Raw genomic sequence first — 13789 nt, 5'->3', positions numbered from 1 at the left:
CGACGACCGGATGATCGGTGAAGGAGAACCGTCATGACCAGCAGCGCTACCCAGGTGAACTTCCTGGACTCGGCATTCGCCGGAGTCCGCGACATCGTCGATGGAGCCGGTGGTTACGGGGGAGTCGACGCGTCGGCTGAATGGGCCGCGGAAGTGCGACGGCTCGCCGATCTGCGAGGTGCGACCCTGCTGGCGCACAACTACCAGCTGCCTGCGATTCAGGACGTTGCCGATCACGTCGGTGATTCGCTCGCGCTTTCGCGCATGGCCGCCGAGGTATCCGAGGACACCATCGTGTTCTGCGGCGTGCACTTCATGGCCGAGACCGCCAAGATCCTCAGCCCGCAGAAGACGATCCTGATCCCGGACCAGCGTGCGGGTTGCTCGCTCGCCGACTCGATCACTGCCGAGCAGTTGCGCGAGTGGAAAGCAGACTTCCCGGATGCCGTCGTCGTCTCCTACGTCAACACGACAGCCGAGATCAAGGCGCTCACCGACATCTGCTGCACCTCGTCCAACGCCGTCGAGGTCGTGCAATCGATCGATCCGAGCCGCGACATCCTCTTCCTGCCCGACCAGTTCCTCGGGGCTCATGTCAAGCGCGTGACCGGGCGCGAGAATCTGCACATCTGGGCCGGTGAATGCCACGTCCACGCAGGCATCAACGGCGACGAGCTCGCCGAGAAGTCTCGAACCCACCCCGATGCGGAGCTCTACGTGCATCCCGAATGCGGTTGCGCCACCTCGGCTCTCTACCTCGCCGGCGAAGGATTCGTGCCCGCCGACAAGGTCAAGATCCTCTCCACCGGCGGCATGCTCGACGCGGCCCGCGCCACCGAATCCAAGCAGGTTCTGGTCGCCACCGAGATCGGGATGCTGCATCAACTCCGCAGGGCTGCACCCGATGTCGACTTCTTGGCCGTCAACGACCGCGCGTCGTGCGGATACATGAAGATGATCACGCCCGCCGCGCTGTTGCGCTGCCTCGTCGAAGGGCGCGACGAGGTCCACGTCGACCTCGAAACGGCGAACATCGCCAGCAAGTCGGTGCAACGCATGATCGAGATCGGCACACCCGGCGGCGGCGAGTGAACCCGTCGGTCGCCTGGGAAACCGCGGCCGACCTCGTCGTCGTCGGCGGCGGAATCGCCGGACTGACCGCGGCTCGCACGGCCGCCGCTCGCGGCCTGCGCGTGCTGACGGTCAGCAAGGGCAGTTCGGTCGATACCGCGACCAAGTATGCGCAGGGCGGAATCGCAGTCGTCGGCACCGATCTCGGCGACTCGATCGATGCGCACGTGTCGGATACCTGCGCAGCAGGCGCGGGCCTGTGCGACGAGGATGCGGTGCGTTCCATCGTCTCCGGCGGCCGCGCGGCGATCGCGTCGCTCGAAGTCGCCGGCGCACATTTCGATCGTGCGCCCGACGGTTCGGTTTCCCGCACCCGAGAGGGTGGCCACAGTGTGCGCCGAATCATCCATTCCGGCGGCGATGCCACCGGAGCGGAGGTACAACGCACACTGGACTCCGCAGTGCCATCGGTGGAATTCGACACCACGGCGCTGCGTGTACTGACCACCGACGGCGCGGTGGCCGGACTCCTCGTGCGCGGGCCTCGCGGTGTCGGCGTCGTTCGCACTCCGACGGTGTTGCTCGCGACAGGCGGCCTGGGACAACTGTTCTCGTGCAGTACCAACCCGGCCGGTGCCACGGCCGACGGCATTGCACTGGCACTCGATGCGGGCGCACGGATCGCGGATCTGGAGTTCGTTCAGTTCCACCCGACCGTGCTGTTCGCCGCAGGGTCGACGGGCCGTCGCCCGCTGATCAGCGAAGCGGTGCGCGGAGAGGGTGCCCGCTTGGTCGATGCCACCGGCCGCGCATTCATGGACGGTGTTCACCCCATGGGCGACCTCGCACCACGCGACGTGGTCTCGCGTGCCATCGCCGAGTTGCTGTACCGCAGCGGCGACGACCACGTGTTGCTGGACGCCCGTCGCGTGGAGCACGTGCGTGAGCGTTTCCCGACCGTGACGGCATCGTGCCTGGACGCCGGAATCGATCCCGCAACGGATCTCATCCCCGTGGCACCCGCCGCGCACTACTCGTGCGGGGGAGTCGTGACCGACACGTTCGGACGGACGTCCGTCTCGGGATTGCTCGCTGCGGGTGAGGTGGCGCGCACCGGGCTGCACGGTGCCAACCGGTTGGCGTCGAACAGTCTGCTCGAGGGTCTGGTGGTCGGCGAACGCGCTGCGCTCGTCGCCGCGGAGCGGGTCGGAACCACCGTCGCCGTGTCCGATACCGCACTGCCTGTCTACCGGCGGATCGATCGCGCGGTACTGCAGCGAATCATGACCACGCACGTCGGTGTCGTCCGCGATGCGTCCGGTCTTGCGGCGGCACAGAATGTGCTGGCACACGGCGTGGTGTCGGAACCGCCGGTCGACGGCGTAGCGGTCGAGGATGCCGCCCTGACGGCAGCGGCAGACGTGATCGTGCTGGCTGCAACGCACCGCCGAGAGAGCCGAGGGTGTCACACCCGACGGGATTTCCCGGACAGCATGCCCGAGTACCGACGGAGCCTGTATGTCGAACGCGACGACGAGGGACGACTGACGATCGTGAACGATGACGTGATGACGGGAGCAAGCTGACATGACCGGTACTGCCGACGAAGTGAACCCGGGAGTCGACCGCGACGAGGTTCTCGCACTCATCCGCACCGCGCTCGACGAGGATCTCCGGTACGGGCCGGATATCACCACCGTGGCAACGGTTCCCGAGGACGCCGTGGCCACGGCGTCGGTGGTGTCTCGACAGTTCGGCACCCTCGCGGGCCTCGATGTAGGGCTGCTGGTTCTCGACGAGGTGATCGGTTCGGGCGCGTACTCGATCCGCCACAGGACCGCCGACGGATCGAATGTCGAACCCGGACAGGCTGTTCTGACGGTCGATGCTCCCACCCGTGGCTTGCTCACCGCCGAGCGCACCATGCTCAATATCGTCTGTCACCTGTCGGGTATCGCGACCGCCACGGCCGGCTGGGTCACCGAGGTCGCAGAGACCGAGTGTCGCATTCGAGACAGTCGAAAGACGTTGCCCGGGCTGCGATCGCTGCAGAAGTACGCGGTACGGGCGGGCGGCGGGGTCAACCATCGGATGGGTCTCGGTGACGCCGCGCTGATCAAGGACAACCACGTCGCGGCGGCCGGCTCCGTCGTCGCTGCCCTGCGAGCCGTACGTGCCGCTGCGCCGAACATCGCCTGCGAGGTAGAGGTCGACAGTCTCGAACAACTCGACGAGGTGCTCGCCGAGAACGTCGAACTCGTTCTGCTGGACAACTTCGCGCTGTGGCAGACACAGATGGCGGTGCAGCGCCGCGACAAGTTCGCGCCGGACACCAAGTTGGAATCCTCGGGTGGACTGACCGTCGACGTGGCTCGGGATTACGCGCGTACGGGGGTCGACTTCCTGGCGGTGGGCGGTCTGACACACTCGGTGACAGTGCTCGACCTCGGCCTGGACATGTAGCCGAGCCTCACGATTCGAGGAAGACGTTCGAAGATGGAATTGCAGAGTGCCCGTCTGGACAGCTGGATCTGGGCGGTGCGACTGTTCAAGACGCGGTCTGCCGCGGCCGCAGCCTGTCGCGGTGGGCATGTTCGCGTCAACGGCACCCCCGCGAAGCCCGGCCAACGCGTCGGGCCGGACGACGAGATCCGGCTGCGCGTGGAGGGTGTGGAGAAGATCGTCGTCGTCGTACGTGCCATCACCAAACGCGTCGGCGCGTCGGTCGTACCCGAGTGCATGATCGATCGCAGTCCGCCGCCGCCACCGAAAGAGGTTCTGGCCTCGGTTCCCCGACGTGACCGCGGAACGGGCCGTCCGACCAAGCGGGATCGACGTGACATCGATCGGCTCCGGCTGCGCCCCTCGTAGTCGTGAGCGTTGTGCGTACCTCCGGGGGCACACAACGCGCACGAGGGCGATGCCCGGCTAGCGTCTCTTTCCGCTGCGGCGTGCGTTCGTTTTGGTCTTGACGACCGGTCGAGCCGGTTTGGAGGGCTGCGCCTTCTTCTTCTTGACGGGCGCGTCGTCCGAAGATCCGCGTGAACTTCGCGTGGACCGGCCACGCACGATGCCGATGAATTCTTCGATGCGGTCGTCTTCCCGCTCCGCCACCCAGGCCAGTGCGATCTGTGTCTGCTCGACGTCGGTGACCGGGCGGTACACGAGATCTTTGCGAGCGTTGAATCTCGCAACCGAGTGCGGGACGATCGCCACGCCCAGCCCGGCGGCCACGTATTCGAAAGTCTCCGCAGTGCTGTTCATCGGTGGCAGAGCGGGACGATCGCCGGTGCTCAGTTCTGTTGCAACAGCAGCCCATTCGGGCACCGTGGTCGGGTCGGCGAGCAGGTGTTCGTCGGCGAGGTCGAGAGCGGTGACCGAGTCGAATGCTGCGACCGCATGGTCTTTGGGTACCACCACGACCTGGATTTCCTGGTACAGCCCGATGGCGTTCAGACCTTCACGATCGATCGGCGGCCTGACGAAGCCGACGTCGACCGTTCCATCACGCAGATGAGACACCTGTGTGTCCGGAGTCGTTGCCACGACGGACAAGGCGACATCGGGAAACCGATCGGCCCAGATTCGCGTCCACTTGGTCAGCGTCACGCCCTCGGCGTATCCGATGGTGAAACTGCTCGGCTCCCCGGCAGCAGCCTGTGCACGCTCCGAACGCCGATCGTCCTCGGCGATCTCGACCAACGCGCGTTCGAGCAGATCGCGTCCGTCGGCGGTGAGTTCGGTGGGGGAGGCACCCGGCACGAACAGGTCGACGCCCAGCAACTCTTCGAGTTCCACCACGGTCTTGCTGAGGCGGATTCGGGAGATTCCGAGCGACTGAGCAGCGCGGGCGAAATGCAGTTGTTGCGCCACTGCCGCATACCAGCGCAGTGTCTGCACATCGATGTTCACGGAGTCGAGCCTATGGGACGGTGCACGAAGCGCGGGACGGTGGCGTCGGGACCGCCGATTGCCGGATAAGCTGGTCCGGTGAGCCCGGAGAACAAACAGCAGACCATGAAGCCATTGACCGCGGCGAACAAGCTCGGCATCTATCTACCCGCAGCGCCGGAAGAGTTCCAGAACTCGATGATCAGCAGATCCGACCTGGACGCCCTGCGCAGCGATCCGCCGCAGTGGCTGACCGACTTGCAGACCGACGGACCCTTCCCCCGCGACGTGATCGCGAAGAAGCTCGACGTGTCCATCGCCGGATTGGCACGCGGCGGAGTCACCGAAGCGTTGACCAGTGTGGAGATCGAGGAACTGATCGCCAGCCCACCGCAGTGGCTGGTACGCGAGCGTCGGACTCAGATCCAGGTTCGCAAGGATGCCGAGCGCATCAAGGAGAAGCAGGAAGCGCGTCGCACCGCGGGCAATCGGCCCACGAAACTACGCAACCTCTAGGGAGCGACGACTCCGTCGAGGTAGCGCCACCGGCCGTCGACCCGGACGAAACGGCTGATCTCCGACATCGTGCCGGCACCGTCGGGATGCTTGTACCGTGCCTCGAACTGCACGGTGCCGGTCTCGTCGAAAAGTCCGCCTGCGTCGGCAGCGAGGACGTCGAGCCGATACCACCGTTGGTCGGGGTCCAACTCCAGCTCAGCCGGAGCGGTGTCGGGATGCCAGGACGTCCGCAGGTAGGCGACGTCGCCGACGGCAAACGCGGTGAAGCGCGAGCGCATCAGCTTCTCCGCCGTCGGTGCATCGACGGGGCCCGTCAGGTACGGCTCGCAACACGCATCGAACGTGTCGCCGCTCGAACACGGACACCGTCTACTCACTCGTCGACCTCCACTTCGACTGTGTACGTGCCGAGTTCGTGCTCGTCCCGCTTACCCACGTCCTGAATCCAGGTGTTGGCTTCGAGCAGAGTGTCGAACAGCCCCAACGGAATCGGATCTCCGCCGAGCGCATTCTTCATGATCACGCGGTATTTCCTCATGGGGTCACCCTTCGTACCGTGGCCAGAAATGTTGCGGCGGCAAAGAACAGGCCGGCGAACGTGCGGTTCATGGTCTTCTGCTGACGGTGGGACCGCATCATGCGGAGGACTCGCGATGCCAGAGAGGTGTAACCGGTCATCACCAGCATGTCGACGACGACCATGGTCGCCGCGATGGCGAGATACTGGGTGATCAGCGGCCGCGCTGGGTCGAGAAACTGGGGCAGCACAGCGACCATGAACACGACGGCTTTCGGGTTGCTCGCGTTGACGAGAAATCCTCGCGCGAGCATCGTCGTGCCTCGATCCGCCACCGCGGGGGCGTCCGCTACTTCGGACGGAGCCGACCGCCACTGGCGAATGCCGAGGTAGACCAGATAGGCGACACCGAACCACTTGATCGCGGTGAAGGCCAGGGCCGAATTGGCCAGGACAGCACCGAGTCCGACTGCGACGATGCCGATCTGGACCAGCAGGCCGATCTGCAGCCCGAAGATGTTCCAGTAGCCGCGGCGCAGGCCGTAGCGCAGACCTGTGGACATCGACGCGATGGCTCCGGCTCCGGGAGACAGACTGATGACGATGCTCGCGCCGAGGAAGGCGAGCCACACTGACCAGGACATGTGTTCATTGAACTACGCCCGTCAATGCGCATTCTGCGCGGTGGCCGGGTGTCGATACGGTCATTGCGGGGTAGACGCTGCAGATGGCAGACATCAGAACCATCGACAGCGGTCCCCAGCAGGTCACGAGACAGACCGAGGTTCGGGCACCGGCAGCCGAACTGTTCGACATCGTGGCCGATCCCACCCGGCACGGCGAGCTGGACGGATCCGGCACAGTCAAGGACACCGTCCGTGGACCCGAGAGGCTGAGCAGCGGCGCCAAATTCTCCGTCGGCATGAAGCAGTACGGCGTGCCGTACAAGATCACCAGCACCGTGACCGAATTCGTGGATGCGGATCGACACAAGATCATCGAGTGGCAGCACCCGATGGGCCACAGCTGGCGCTGGGAATTCGAGGAGAAGCAGCCGGGCCTGACCACTGTCACCGAGAGCTTCGTCTACGGCACCGCCAAGGTTCCGAAAATGCTCGAGTTGTTCAAGATGCCGCAGAAGAATGCGCAGGGCATCACGAGCACACTGCACAATCTGGCTGCTCGTTACGCCTGACCTCTCGGACAGCCCGTGGCGGTACGGGCCCTGCTCTACAGTGACCCGCATGCCGATCGAACCCGATACCAAGAACTGGACGTGGGTCCTCGACAGTGCCTGCCCCGACTGCGGGTTCGACTCGAGCTCCGTCGAATACGACGCCGTACCCGCGTTGATCCGCGCTGACGTGGATCGGTGGATCGCAGTGCTCCGTCGCGAGGACGCGGCAGTGCGTCCCGACGATTCGACATGGTCGGCGCTCGAATACAGCGCACATGTTCGGGATGCACACCGCATATTCCGCACTCGGTTGGCGCTGGTGCTGACCGAGGACGATCCCGAGTTCGACAACTGGGACCAGGACGCCACGGCCGTGGCCGAGAACTACAACGCGCAGAATCCGGCGACGGTGGCGTCGGAACTCGGGGAAGCGGCACATGCGTTGGCCGACGCCTTCTCGGCTGTGCCGCCGGAAGACCGTGATCGCAGAGGGCGACGCAGCGACGGTTCCCACTTCACCGTCGAAACTCTGGCGGCCTACTACATTCACGATCCCATCCACCATCTGTGGGACGTGCGGGGCTGAGCCGAATTCGGTGGAACTATCCTGGTGGTTCGGACAACACTGATTCGACCGAACCCCGGCACCGAACCGACTCCACGAAGGGGCCCACTATGCCTGCCCGCATCGAGCTCGCCCGCGTCGATCTACGCGGACGAACTCCATCCACTGCCGAACTACGCGGCGCTCTTCCCCGAGGCGGAGTGGATGTCGATTCGGTGCTGCACCAGGTTCGGCCCGTCGTCGACGCCGTCAAGGAACGTGGGGCCGACGCGGCCCTCGAGTTCAGCGAGAAGTTCGACGGAGTCCGACCGGACCGCGTTCGGGTTCCGCAGCAGGAATTGGTTCGAGCTCTCGACGAGCTGGACCCGGCCGTCCGGGCCGCCCTCGAGGTCGCGATCGAGCGAACCCGACTGGTGCACTCGGATCAACGCCGCACCGACCACACCACCCAGGTGGTGCCCGGCGGCACGGTGACCGAGCGCTGGATTCCGGTCGATCGCGTGGGTCTCTACGTGCCCGGTGGCAACGCTGTGTACCCGTCGTCGGTCGTGATGAACGTGGTGCCTGCGCAGATCGCTGGCGTCGGTTCGCTGGTGGTGGCGTCGCCGCCGCAGAAGAACTTCGGTGGATTACCCCACCCGACGATCCTGGCGGCCGCGCAGCTCCTCGGAGTCGACGAGGTCTGGGCCGTCGGCGGCGGTCAGGGCATCGCTCTGCTCACGTACGGCGGTGTCGACACCGACGGCGAAGAACTGGCACCGGTCGATCTGATTACCGGCCCGGGCAACATCTACGTCACGGCGGCCAAGCGACTGTGTCGTTCGCTCATCGGAATCGACTCCGAGGCAGGCCCTACCGAGATCGCGATTCTCGCCGACGCCACCGCAGACCCGATCCACGTGGCAGCAGACCTGATCAGTCAAGCCGAGCACGACGTGATGGCCGCCAGTGTGCTGGTGACCGACAGCCTCGAACTCGCCGATGCCGTCGACGAGGCTGTCAATGCGCAGATGGCGTCCACCCGGCACGCGGAACGCGTCACCACGGCGCTGAGCGGTAGCCAGTCCGGAATCGTTCTGGTCGACGACGTCACACAGGGCCTGGCCGTGGTCAACGCCTATGCGGCCGAACACCTGGAGATTCAGACGAAGGACGCGTCCGACGTCGCCGCTCGCGTGCGCAGCGCCGGCGCTGTATTCGTGGGGGCGTGGTCACCGGTCAGCTTGGGTGATTACTGCGCCGGGTCGAATCACGTACTGCCGACGGCCGGGTGCGCTCGGCATTCGTCCGGCCTGAGTGTGCAAACGTTCCTGCGGGGGATCCACGTGGTGGACTACAGTGAGGCCGCGCTGAAAGACGTTGCTGCGCACGTCATCGCGCTGGCCAACGCAGAAGATCTCCCGGCTCACGGTGAGGCCGTTCGGCTGCGTTTCGAGGGGTTGCGTACCGGTGGTGAATCATGAGTGATGCTCTGGGGCAAGCGATTTCGCTCGACGACCTGCCGTTGCGCGAGGCGCTGATCGGCAAGTCGCCGTACGGCGCGCCGCAGCTCACCGTGCCGGTTCAGTTGAACACCAACGAGAATCCACACCCGCCGACGCAGGCACTGATCGACGACGTCGCCGAATCGGTGCGTATCGCCGCGGCGCAGTTGCACCGGTATCCGGATCGCGACGCGGACGACTTGCGAGCTGACCTGGCGCGGTATCTCACCGGGCAGACCGGCTTTGCGGTCGACACTGCCAACGTGTGGGCGGCCAACGGCTCCAACGAGATTCTGCAGCAACTCCTGCAGGCCTTCGGTGGGCCGGACCGTACCGCGCTGGGTTTCGTGCCGTCGTACTCGATGCACCCGATCATTTCGTCGGGGACTCAGACCGAGTGGATTCCGGCGCAGCGTCGGGCGGATTTCTCTCTCGACGTCGACTACGCAGTGCAGGCGATCGAGGAGCGTAAGCCGGACGTCGTGTTCGTGACCAGCCCCAACAATCCGACCGGGCACAGCATCGACGAGGCAGATCTACGTCGAATCCTCGACGCCGCACCGGGAATCGTCGTGGTCGACGAGGCGTACGCCGAATTCTCCTCGGCGGCAAGCGCAATCGGATTGATCGAGAGCTACCCCAGCAAGATCGTCGTCAGTCGGACCATGAGCAAGGCGTTCGCGTTCGCCGGCGGACGGCTGGGATACCTCGTTGCGGCCCCGGCCGTGATCGACGCAATGCTGTTGGTGCGCTTGCCCTATCACCTCTCGGTGGTCACGCAAGCTGCCGCTCGGGCCGCGTTGCGGCACGCCGACGACACCCTGGCGAGCGTGGCCGCATTGTCGGCCGAACGCGATCGCGTTGCCGAAACGCTCGTCGCACAGGGGTACGACGTGGTGCCGTCCGACGCCAACTTCCTGCTCTTCGGCCGGTTCTCCGATGCGGCCGCCACCTGGCAGCGGTACCTGGACGACGGCGTGCTCATCCGGGACGTCGGAATTCCCGGGTATCTGCGTGTCACCATCGGACTCGCTCACGAGAACGACCGATTCCTTACCGTCAGCTCGGAACTCGCATCGACCGAAAGAGCAGAGGCACTGCAGTGACCACACCCGCTCCCCGCATCGCCAAGATCGAGCGCACTACCAAGGAATCCGACATCTCCGTCGAGCTGAACCTCGACGGCACCGGCATCGTCGACATCTCCACCGGCGTGCCGTTCTACGACCACATGCTCACTGCCCTCGGCACCCATGCCCGCTTCGATCTCACCGTGCGGGCCAAGGGCGACATCGAGATCGAGGCGCATCACACGGTCGAGGACACTGCGATCGTGCTCGGGCAAGCGCTGGGACAAGCCCTCGGCGACAAGTCCGGCATCACCCGCTTCGGCGACTCGTTCATTCCGATGGACGAGACACTCGTGCATGCGGCGGTCGACGTGTCCGGCCGTCCCTACTGCGTGCACACCGGCGAGCCGGACTACATGGTGCACTCGGTGATCGGCGGCTACCCGGGTGTTCCGTACTCCACCGTGATCAACAAGCATGTGTTCGAGACCTTGGCGTCCAACGCTCGGATCGCGTTGCATGTCCGCGTCATCTACGGCCGCGACCAGCACCACATCACCGAGGCGGAGTTCAAGGCCGTCGCTCGGGCGCTGCGTCAGGCCACCGAATACGACCCTCGGGTCACCGGAATTCTCTCCACCAAGGGCAGTCTGTGATCGGTCGAGCGGTGCTCGTGCGTTGAGTGGTCTGAGTTCGATTCGTGGCCTCCCGGCCGCGATGGCCATGGGTGCGGCCGCGTTCGGCGGCTGGGGCCTGCTGCTCCCGGTGGTTCCGCTGGCGGTGTCGCAATCGGGTTCGTCCGACGCGGTGGCGGCAGCCAGCACCGCGATCTTCATGGCCACCACGGTCATCACCCAACTGTTCGTTCCCTCGATGCTGGTTCGCGTCGGCCATCGGCCCGTGCTCGCGGCCGGTTGCCTGCTTCTGGGTGTTCCCGCGTTGCTGTTCATCGTGTCGGTGCAGGCCGTACCGGCACTCGCCGTGTCGGCGCTACGGGGTACGGGTTTCGGAATGTTGACGGTCGCCGGGGCCGCCATCGTCGCCGAGTTGGCACCGACCCACTTGCTCGGCCGCGCGACGGGAGCACAGGGAATCGCGGTCGCGTTGTCGCAGATGGTGACGTTGCCGCTGGGCCTGGTGATCTTCGCGGCCAGTCCGACGGCGGTGTTCGTCCTGGGGGCTCTGGTTCCCGCTGCGGGCTTGATCGGGGTGGCTCTGTTGCCGCCGACCCGGCCTGCACCGCAACCGGCTCGGGTCGACCGGGTCCGCCTCGACGCCAGGCGATTCCTGGTGCCGTGCCTCGTCGTTGCGTCGGTGTCGGCGTCGTACGGCGGCATCACCAGTCTGCTGCCGATCGCCGAATCCGAGCGAGCCGCGATGATCGGTGTGGCCCTCGCCGTGGTCAGTGCCGCGATGTTGGTCGGTCGATATGCCGCCGGCTCGGTTGCCGATCGCATCGGAATCGGCCGGTCGGTGGTGCCTGCGCTCATCTCCGCGGCCCTGGGCGTCGGCCTGTTCGCCGTTGCCGCCGCGGGTGCCATGCCTGCCGCACTGTTCTTCGTTGCCGCGGTGTTGTTCGGAATCGGTTACGGCGCATGCCAGAACGACAGTCTGGTGATGGCCTTCGATGCGGCGGGGCCCGCTCGCTACAGCAGCGCCAGCGCCGTGTGGAACATCAGCTTCGATGCCGGTACCGGCGCAGGGGCGCTCGCCCTCGGTGTGGTCGCGACGAGTGTGGGCTACACCGCCGGGTTCACTGCAGGTGCAACCACCGTTGCCGTTGTCGCGGCGGTGGCACTGATCGCGCGTCCACGTCCCCGATAGACTCGTTCCATGACTTCTGTGGTGTTGCTCGACTACGGCTCGGGCAATCTGCACTCGGCGAAAAGGGCGTTGGCCCGCGTCGGTGCCGACGTGACGGTGACCTCCGACTTCGACGAAGCCCTGAATGCAGAAGCGCTGGTGGTTCCCGGGGTCGGTGCATTTGCCGCCTGTATGGAGGGTCTGACGGCCGTTCGAGGTGAGCGCATCATCGGGCGTCGTCTCGCGGGTGGCCGCCCGGTACTGGGAATCTGCGTCGGCATGCAGATCCTCTTCGATCGCGGTGTCGAGTTCGGCGTCGAGGCGGACGGGTGCGGCGAATGGCCGGGCACTGTCGAACGCCTGCAGGCGGACGTGCTCCCGCACATGGGTTGGAACACCGTCGAGGCTCCGGAGAACAGCGTGTTGTTCGACGGCATCGACCGCGAGACACGGTTCTATTTCGTCCATTCCTACGCCGCGCAGCAGTGGGAGCTCGAACCGAGCGAGACCCTCGCCGCGCCGTTGCTCACGTGGGCCGATCACGGTGGCCGCTTCCTCGCTGCCGTGGAGAACGGCGCGCTCTCGGCCACACAGTTCCACCCGGAGAAGTCCGGCGACGCCGGTGCCGCGTTGCTCGAGAACTGGGTTCGATCGGTGTGAGCGAACGCGAGTTCTCGCTCGGCCGGTTGGCGTTTCGAGCGCTCGGGGCGGCAGTTGCGGTACTCGCCCTCGCGACCGTGTCGATCGCTGTGTGGCAGCCCACCGCCGGCGTTGCTCTGCTCATCGCGTTGGCCGGAGTTGTCGGGGCGATCACGGCCATGGGGGTCGTGTCCACGCGTATGACGCGAAAGGAACTCGGTCCCGACAGCTGACGGGCCGTCCCGGCGGCCTGCGGATCCAGGCAGTGCTGACCCGTTTTGAATTCGACGCGAGTCGGCCCGTAGCATAACCGCACGTGAGCCTGGTCTTATTGCCTGCTGTCGATGTCGCAGGCGGCGAAGCTGTCCGTCTCGTTCAAGGGGAAGCCGGTAGCGAAACGAAGTACGGTTCGCCCCGTGATGCCGCCCTGGCGTGGCAGAACGACGGTGCCGAGTGGGTCCATCTGGTGGATCTCGATGCCGCGTTCGGGCGCGGGTCCAACCGTGAACTGTTGGCCTCGGTGGTCGGTGAGCTCGATGTGAAGGTCGAGCTCTCGGGCGGAATTCGCGACGACGATTCCCTGCGCGCCGCCCTCGCAACCGGATGCGCACGCGTCAACCTGGGTACGGCGGCTCTGGAAGACCCCGAGTGGTGCGCTCGTGCGATCGGCGAATTCGGCGATCGTGTCGCGGTCGGCCTCGACGTGCTGATGGTGGACGGCGCGCCACGTCTGCGTGGCCGCGGTTGGGTCAGCGACGGCGGTGGCCTGTGGGAGGTACTCGAGCGGCTCGAACGCGACGGCTGCTCGCGGTACGTCGTCACCGACGTCACGAAGGACGGCACCCTGACCGGCCCGAACCTCGAACTTCTCGCAGACGTGTGCGACAGGACCGACAAGCCGGTCATCGCGTCCGGCGGCGTGTCGACGATCGCCGACCTCGAAGCGATCGCCGGACTGGTCGACCGTGGCGTGGAGGGATCCATCGTCGGAAAAGCCTTGTACGCCGGGCGTTTCACACTGCCCGATGCCCTCGCGGCAGTGTCTCGGTAACG

At 65.8% G+C, this 13789-nt stretch carries 18 protein-coding genes; 14 read left to right on the top strand and 4 right to left on the bottom strand.

The window, feature by feature from the left end:
• The first annotated feature begins 33 nt into the window (after window positions 1-33).
• The 4 genes from nadA to K414_RS0118525 are packed head-to-tail and all read left to right on the top strand — an operon-like array spanning window position 34 to window position 3942.
• Window positions 34-1092: a quinolinate synthase NadA gene (gene nadA, locus K414_RS0118540; protein WP_048318691.1), complete on the top strand. Its 1059-nt coding sequence runs from the start codon at window positions 34-36 to the stop codon at window positions 1090-1092.
• On the top strand, window positions 1089-2657 hold the full coding sequence (locus tag K414_RS0118535; RefSeq protein WP_027497303.1) for an L-aspartate oxidase: 1569 nt from the start codon (window positions 1089-1091) through the stop codon (window positions 2655-2657). The genes nadA and K414_RS0118535 overlap by 4 nt, the downstream gene beginning before the upstream one ends.
• Window position 2658: 1 nt before the next feature.
• Window positions 2659-3534: a carboxylating nicotinate-nucleotide diphosphorylase gene (gene nadC / locus K414_RS0118530; RefSeq protein WP_027497302.1), complete on the top strand. Its 876-nt coding sequence runs from the start codon at window positions 2659-2661 to the stop codon at window positions 3532-3534.
• 33 nt (window positions 3535-3567) lie between these two features.
• Window positions 3568-3942, top strand: coding sequence for an RNA-binding S4 domain-containing protein (locus K414_RS0118525; protein WP_027497301.1), 375 nt, complete (start codon window positions 3568-3570; stop codon window positions 3940-3942).
• Window positions 3943-3999: 57 nt separating this feature from the next.
• Here K414_RS0118525 and K414_RS0118520 read toward each other — a convergent pair whose 3' ends face one another.
• Complete coding sequence (locus K414_RS0118520; protein ID WP_027497300.1) at window positions 4000-4983, bottom strand: LysR substrate-binding domain-containing protein; 984 nt, start codon at window positions 4981-4983, stop codon at window positions 4000-4002.
• A gap of 78 nt (window positions 4984-5061) precedes the next feature.
• On the opposite strand from K414_RS0118520, the gene K414_RS0118515 reads away from it, so the two are divergent.
• A complete protein-coding gene (locus K414_RS0118515) occupies window positions 5062-5478 on the top strand; it encodes a DUF5997 family protein (protein ID WP_027497299.1) in 417 nt (138 codons plus the stop codon).
• On the opposite strand, the gene K414_RS0118510 is transcribed toward K414_RS0118515, so the two are convergent.
• The 3 genes from K414_RS0118510 to rhtB are packed head-to-tail and all read right to left on the bottom strand — an operon-like array spanning window position 5475 to window position 6642.
• Entirely contained in the window at window positions 5475-5858 is a 384-nt protein-coding gene (locus tag K414_RS0118510) for a YchJ family protein (RefSeq protein WP_027497298.1), read from the bottom strand. The two genes, K414_RS0118515 and K414_RS0118510, sit on opposite strands and share 4 nt — an antisense overlap.
• On the bottom strand, window positions 5855-6019 hold the full coding sequence (locus K414_RS29450) for a hypothetical protein (protein ID WP_169879459.1): 165 nt from the start codon (window positions 6017-6019) through the stop codon (window positions 5855-5857). The genes K414_RS0118510 and K414_RS29450 overlap by 4 nt, the downstream gene beginning before the upstream one ends.
• The gene (rhtB, locus tag K414_RS0118500) at window positions 6016-6642 is read right to left on the bottom strand and encodes a homoserine/homoserine lactone efflux protein (protein ID WP_027497297.1); all 627 of its coding nucleotides are present in this window, start codon (window positions 6640-6642) and stop codon (window positions 6016-6018) included. Before rhtB ends, K414_RS29450 begins: the two co-directional genes overlap by 4 nt.
• A gap of 83 nt (window positions 6643-6725) precedes the next feature.
• Between rhtB and K414_RS0118495 the strand changes: the two genes are divergently transcribed.
• The 9 genes from K414_RS0118495 (at window position 6726) to priA (ending at window position 13787) form a co-directional block, all read left to right on the top strand.
• The gene (locus K414_RS0118495; protein ID WP_027497296.1) at window positions 6726-7193 is read left to right on the top strand and encodes an SRPBCC family protein; all 468 of its coding nucleotides are present in this window, start codon (window positions 6726-6728) and stop codon (window positions 7191-7193) included.
• 49 nt (window positions 7194-7242) lie between these two features.
• A complete protein-coding gene (locus K414_RS0118490) occupies window positions 7243-7761 on the top strand; it encodes a DinB family protein (RefSeq protein WP_027497295.1) in 519 nt (172 codons plus the stop codon).
• Between the two features lie 89 nt (window positions 7762-7850).
• Complete coding sequence (gene hisD / locus K414_RS0118485; protein ID WP_027497294.1) at window positions 7851-9203, top strand: histidinol dehydrogenase; 1353 nt, start codon at window positions 7851-7853, stop codon at window positions 9201-9203.
• Entirely contained in the window at window positions 9200-10330 is a 1131-nt protein-coding gene (locus K414_RS0118480) for a histidinol-phosphate transaminase (protein ID WP_027497293.1), read from the top strand. Before hisD ends, K414_RS0118480 begins: the two co-directional genes overlap by 4 nt.
• Window positions 10327-10950, top strand: a complete 624-nt coding sequence (gene hisB / locus K414_RS0118475) for an imidazoleglycerol-phosphate dehydratase HisB (RefSeq protein ID WP_027497292.1) — start codon at window positions 10327-10329, stop codon at window positions 10948-10950. Before K414_RS0118480 ends, hisB begins: the two co-directional genes overlap by 4 nt.
• Before the next feature lie 61 nt (window positions 10951-11011).
• Window positions 11012-12118 (top strand): MFS transporter, encoded by a 1107-nt coding sequence (locus K414_RS0118470; RefSeq protein WP_032386917.1) that lies wholly within the window; start codon window positions 11012-11014, stop codon window positions 12116-12118.
• A 9-nt stretch (window positions 12119-12127) separates the two neighbouring features.
• Entirely contained in the window at window positions 12128-12757 is a 630-nt protein-coding gene (gene hisH, locus K414_RS0118465) for an imidazole glycerol phosphate synthase subunit HisH (RefSeq protein ID WP_027497290.1), read from the top strand.
• Window positions 12754-12969 (top strand): hypothetical protein, encoded by a 216-nt coding sequence (locus K414_RS0118460; RefSeq protein WP_027497289.1) that lies wholly within the window; start codon window positions 12754-12756, stop codon window positions 12967-12969. Before hisH ends, K414_RS0118460 begins: the two co-directional genes overlap by 4 nt.
• An 83-nt stretch (window positions 12970-13052) precedes the next feature.
• Complete coding sequence (priA, locus tag K414_RS0118455) at window positions 13053-13787, top strand: bifunctional 1-(5-phosphoribosyl)-5-((5-phosphoribosylamino)methylideneamino)imidazole-4-carboxamide isomerase/phosphoribosylanthranilate isomerase PriA (RefSeq protein ID WP_027497288.1); 735 nt, start codon at window positions 13053-13055, stop codon at window positions 13785-13787.
• Window positions 13788-13789 lie beyond the last annotated feature (2 nt).

The organism is Rhodococcus sp. JG-3 (assembly GCF_000482405.1).
GTDB classification, from domain to species: domain Bacteria; phylum Actinomycetota; class Actinomycetes; order Mycobacteriales; family Mycobacteriaceae; genus Rhodococcoides; species Rhodococcoides fascians.
Note: the sequence above shows the minus strand (reverse complement) of the source record. Positions and strands in the feature narration are given on the sequence as shown.

Coding starts and splice junctions, on each gene's coding strand:
- nadA (WP_048318691.1), top strand. CDS start 34: ATGACCAGCAGCGCTACCCAGGTGAACTTCCTGGACTCGGCATTCGCC.
- nadC (WP_027497302.1), top strand. CDS start 2,659: ATGACCGGTACTGCCGACGAAGTGAACCCGGGAGTCGACCGCGACGAG.
- K414_RS0118525 (WP_027497301.1), top strand. CDS start 3,568: ATGGAATTGCAGAGTGCCCGTCTGGACAGCTGGATCTGGGCGGTGCGA.
- K414_RS29450 (WP_169879459.1), bottom strand. CDS start 6,019: ATGAGGAAATACCGCGTGATCATGAAGAATGCGCTCGGCGGAGATCCG.
- rhtB (WP_027497297.1), bottom strand. CDS start 6,642: ATGTCCTGGTCAGTGTGGCTCGCCTTCCTCGGCGCGAGCATCGTCATC.
- K414_RS0118495 (WP_027497296.1), top strand. CDS start 6,726: ATGGCAGACATCAGAACCATCGACAGCGGTCCCCAGCAGGTCACGAGA.
- K414_RS0118490 (WP_027497295.1), top strand. CDS start 7,243: ATGCCGATCGAACCCGATACCAAGAACTGGACGTGGGTCCTCGACAGT.
- hisD (WP_027497294.1), top strand. CDS start 7,851: ATGCCTGCCCGCATCGAGCTCGCCCGCGTCGATCTACGCGGACGAACT.
- K414_RS0118480 (WP_027497293.1), top strand. CDS start 9,200: ATGAGTGATGCTCTGGGGCAAGCGATTTCGCTCGACGACCTGCCGTTG.
- K414_RS0118470 (WP_032386917.1), top strand. CDS start 11,012: ATGGCCATGGGTGCGGCCGCGTTCGGCGGCTGGGGCCTGCTGCTCCCG.
- hisH (WP_027497290.1), top strand. CDS start 12,128: ATGACTTCTGTGGTGTTGCTCGACTACGGCTCGGGCAATCTGCACTCG.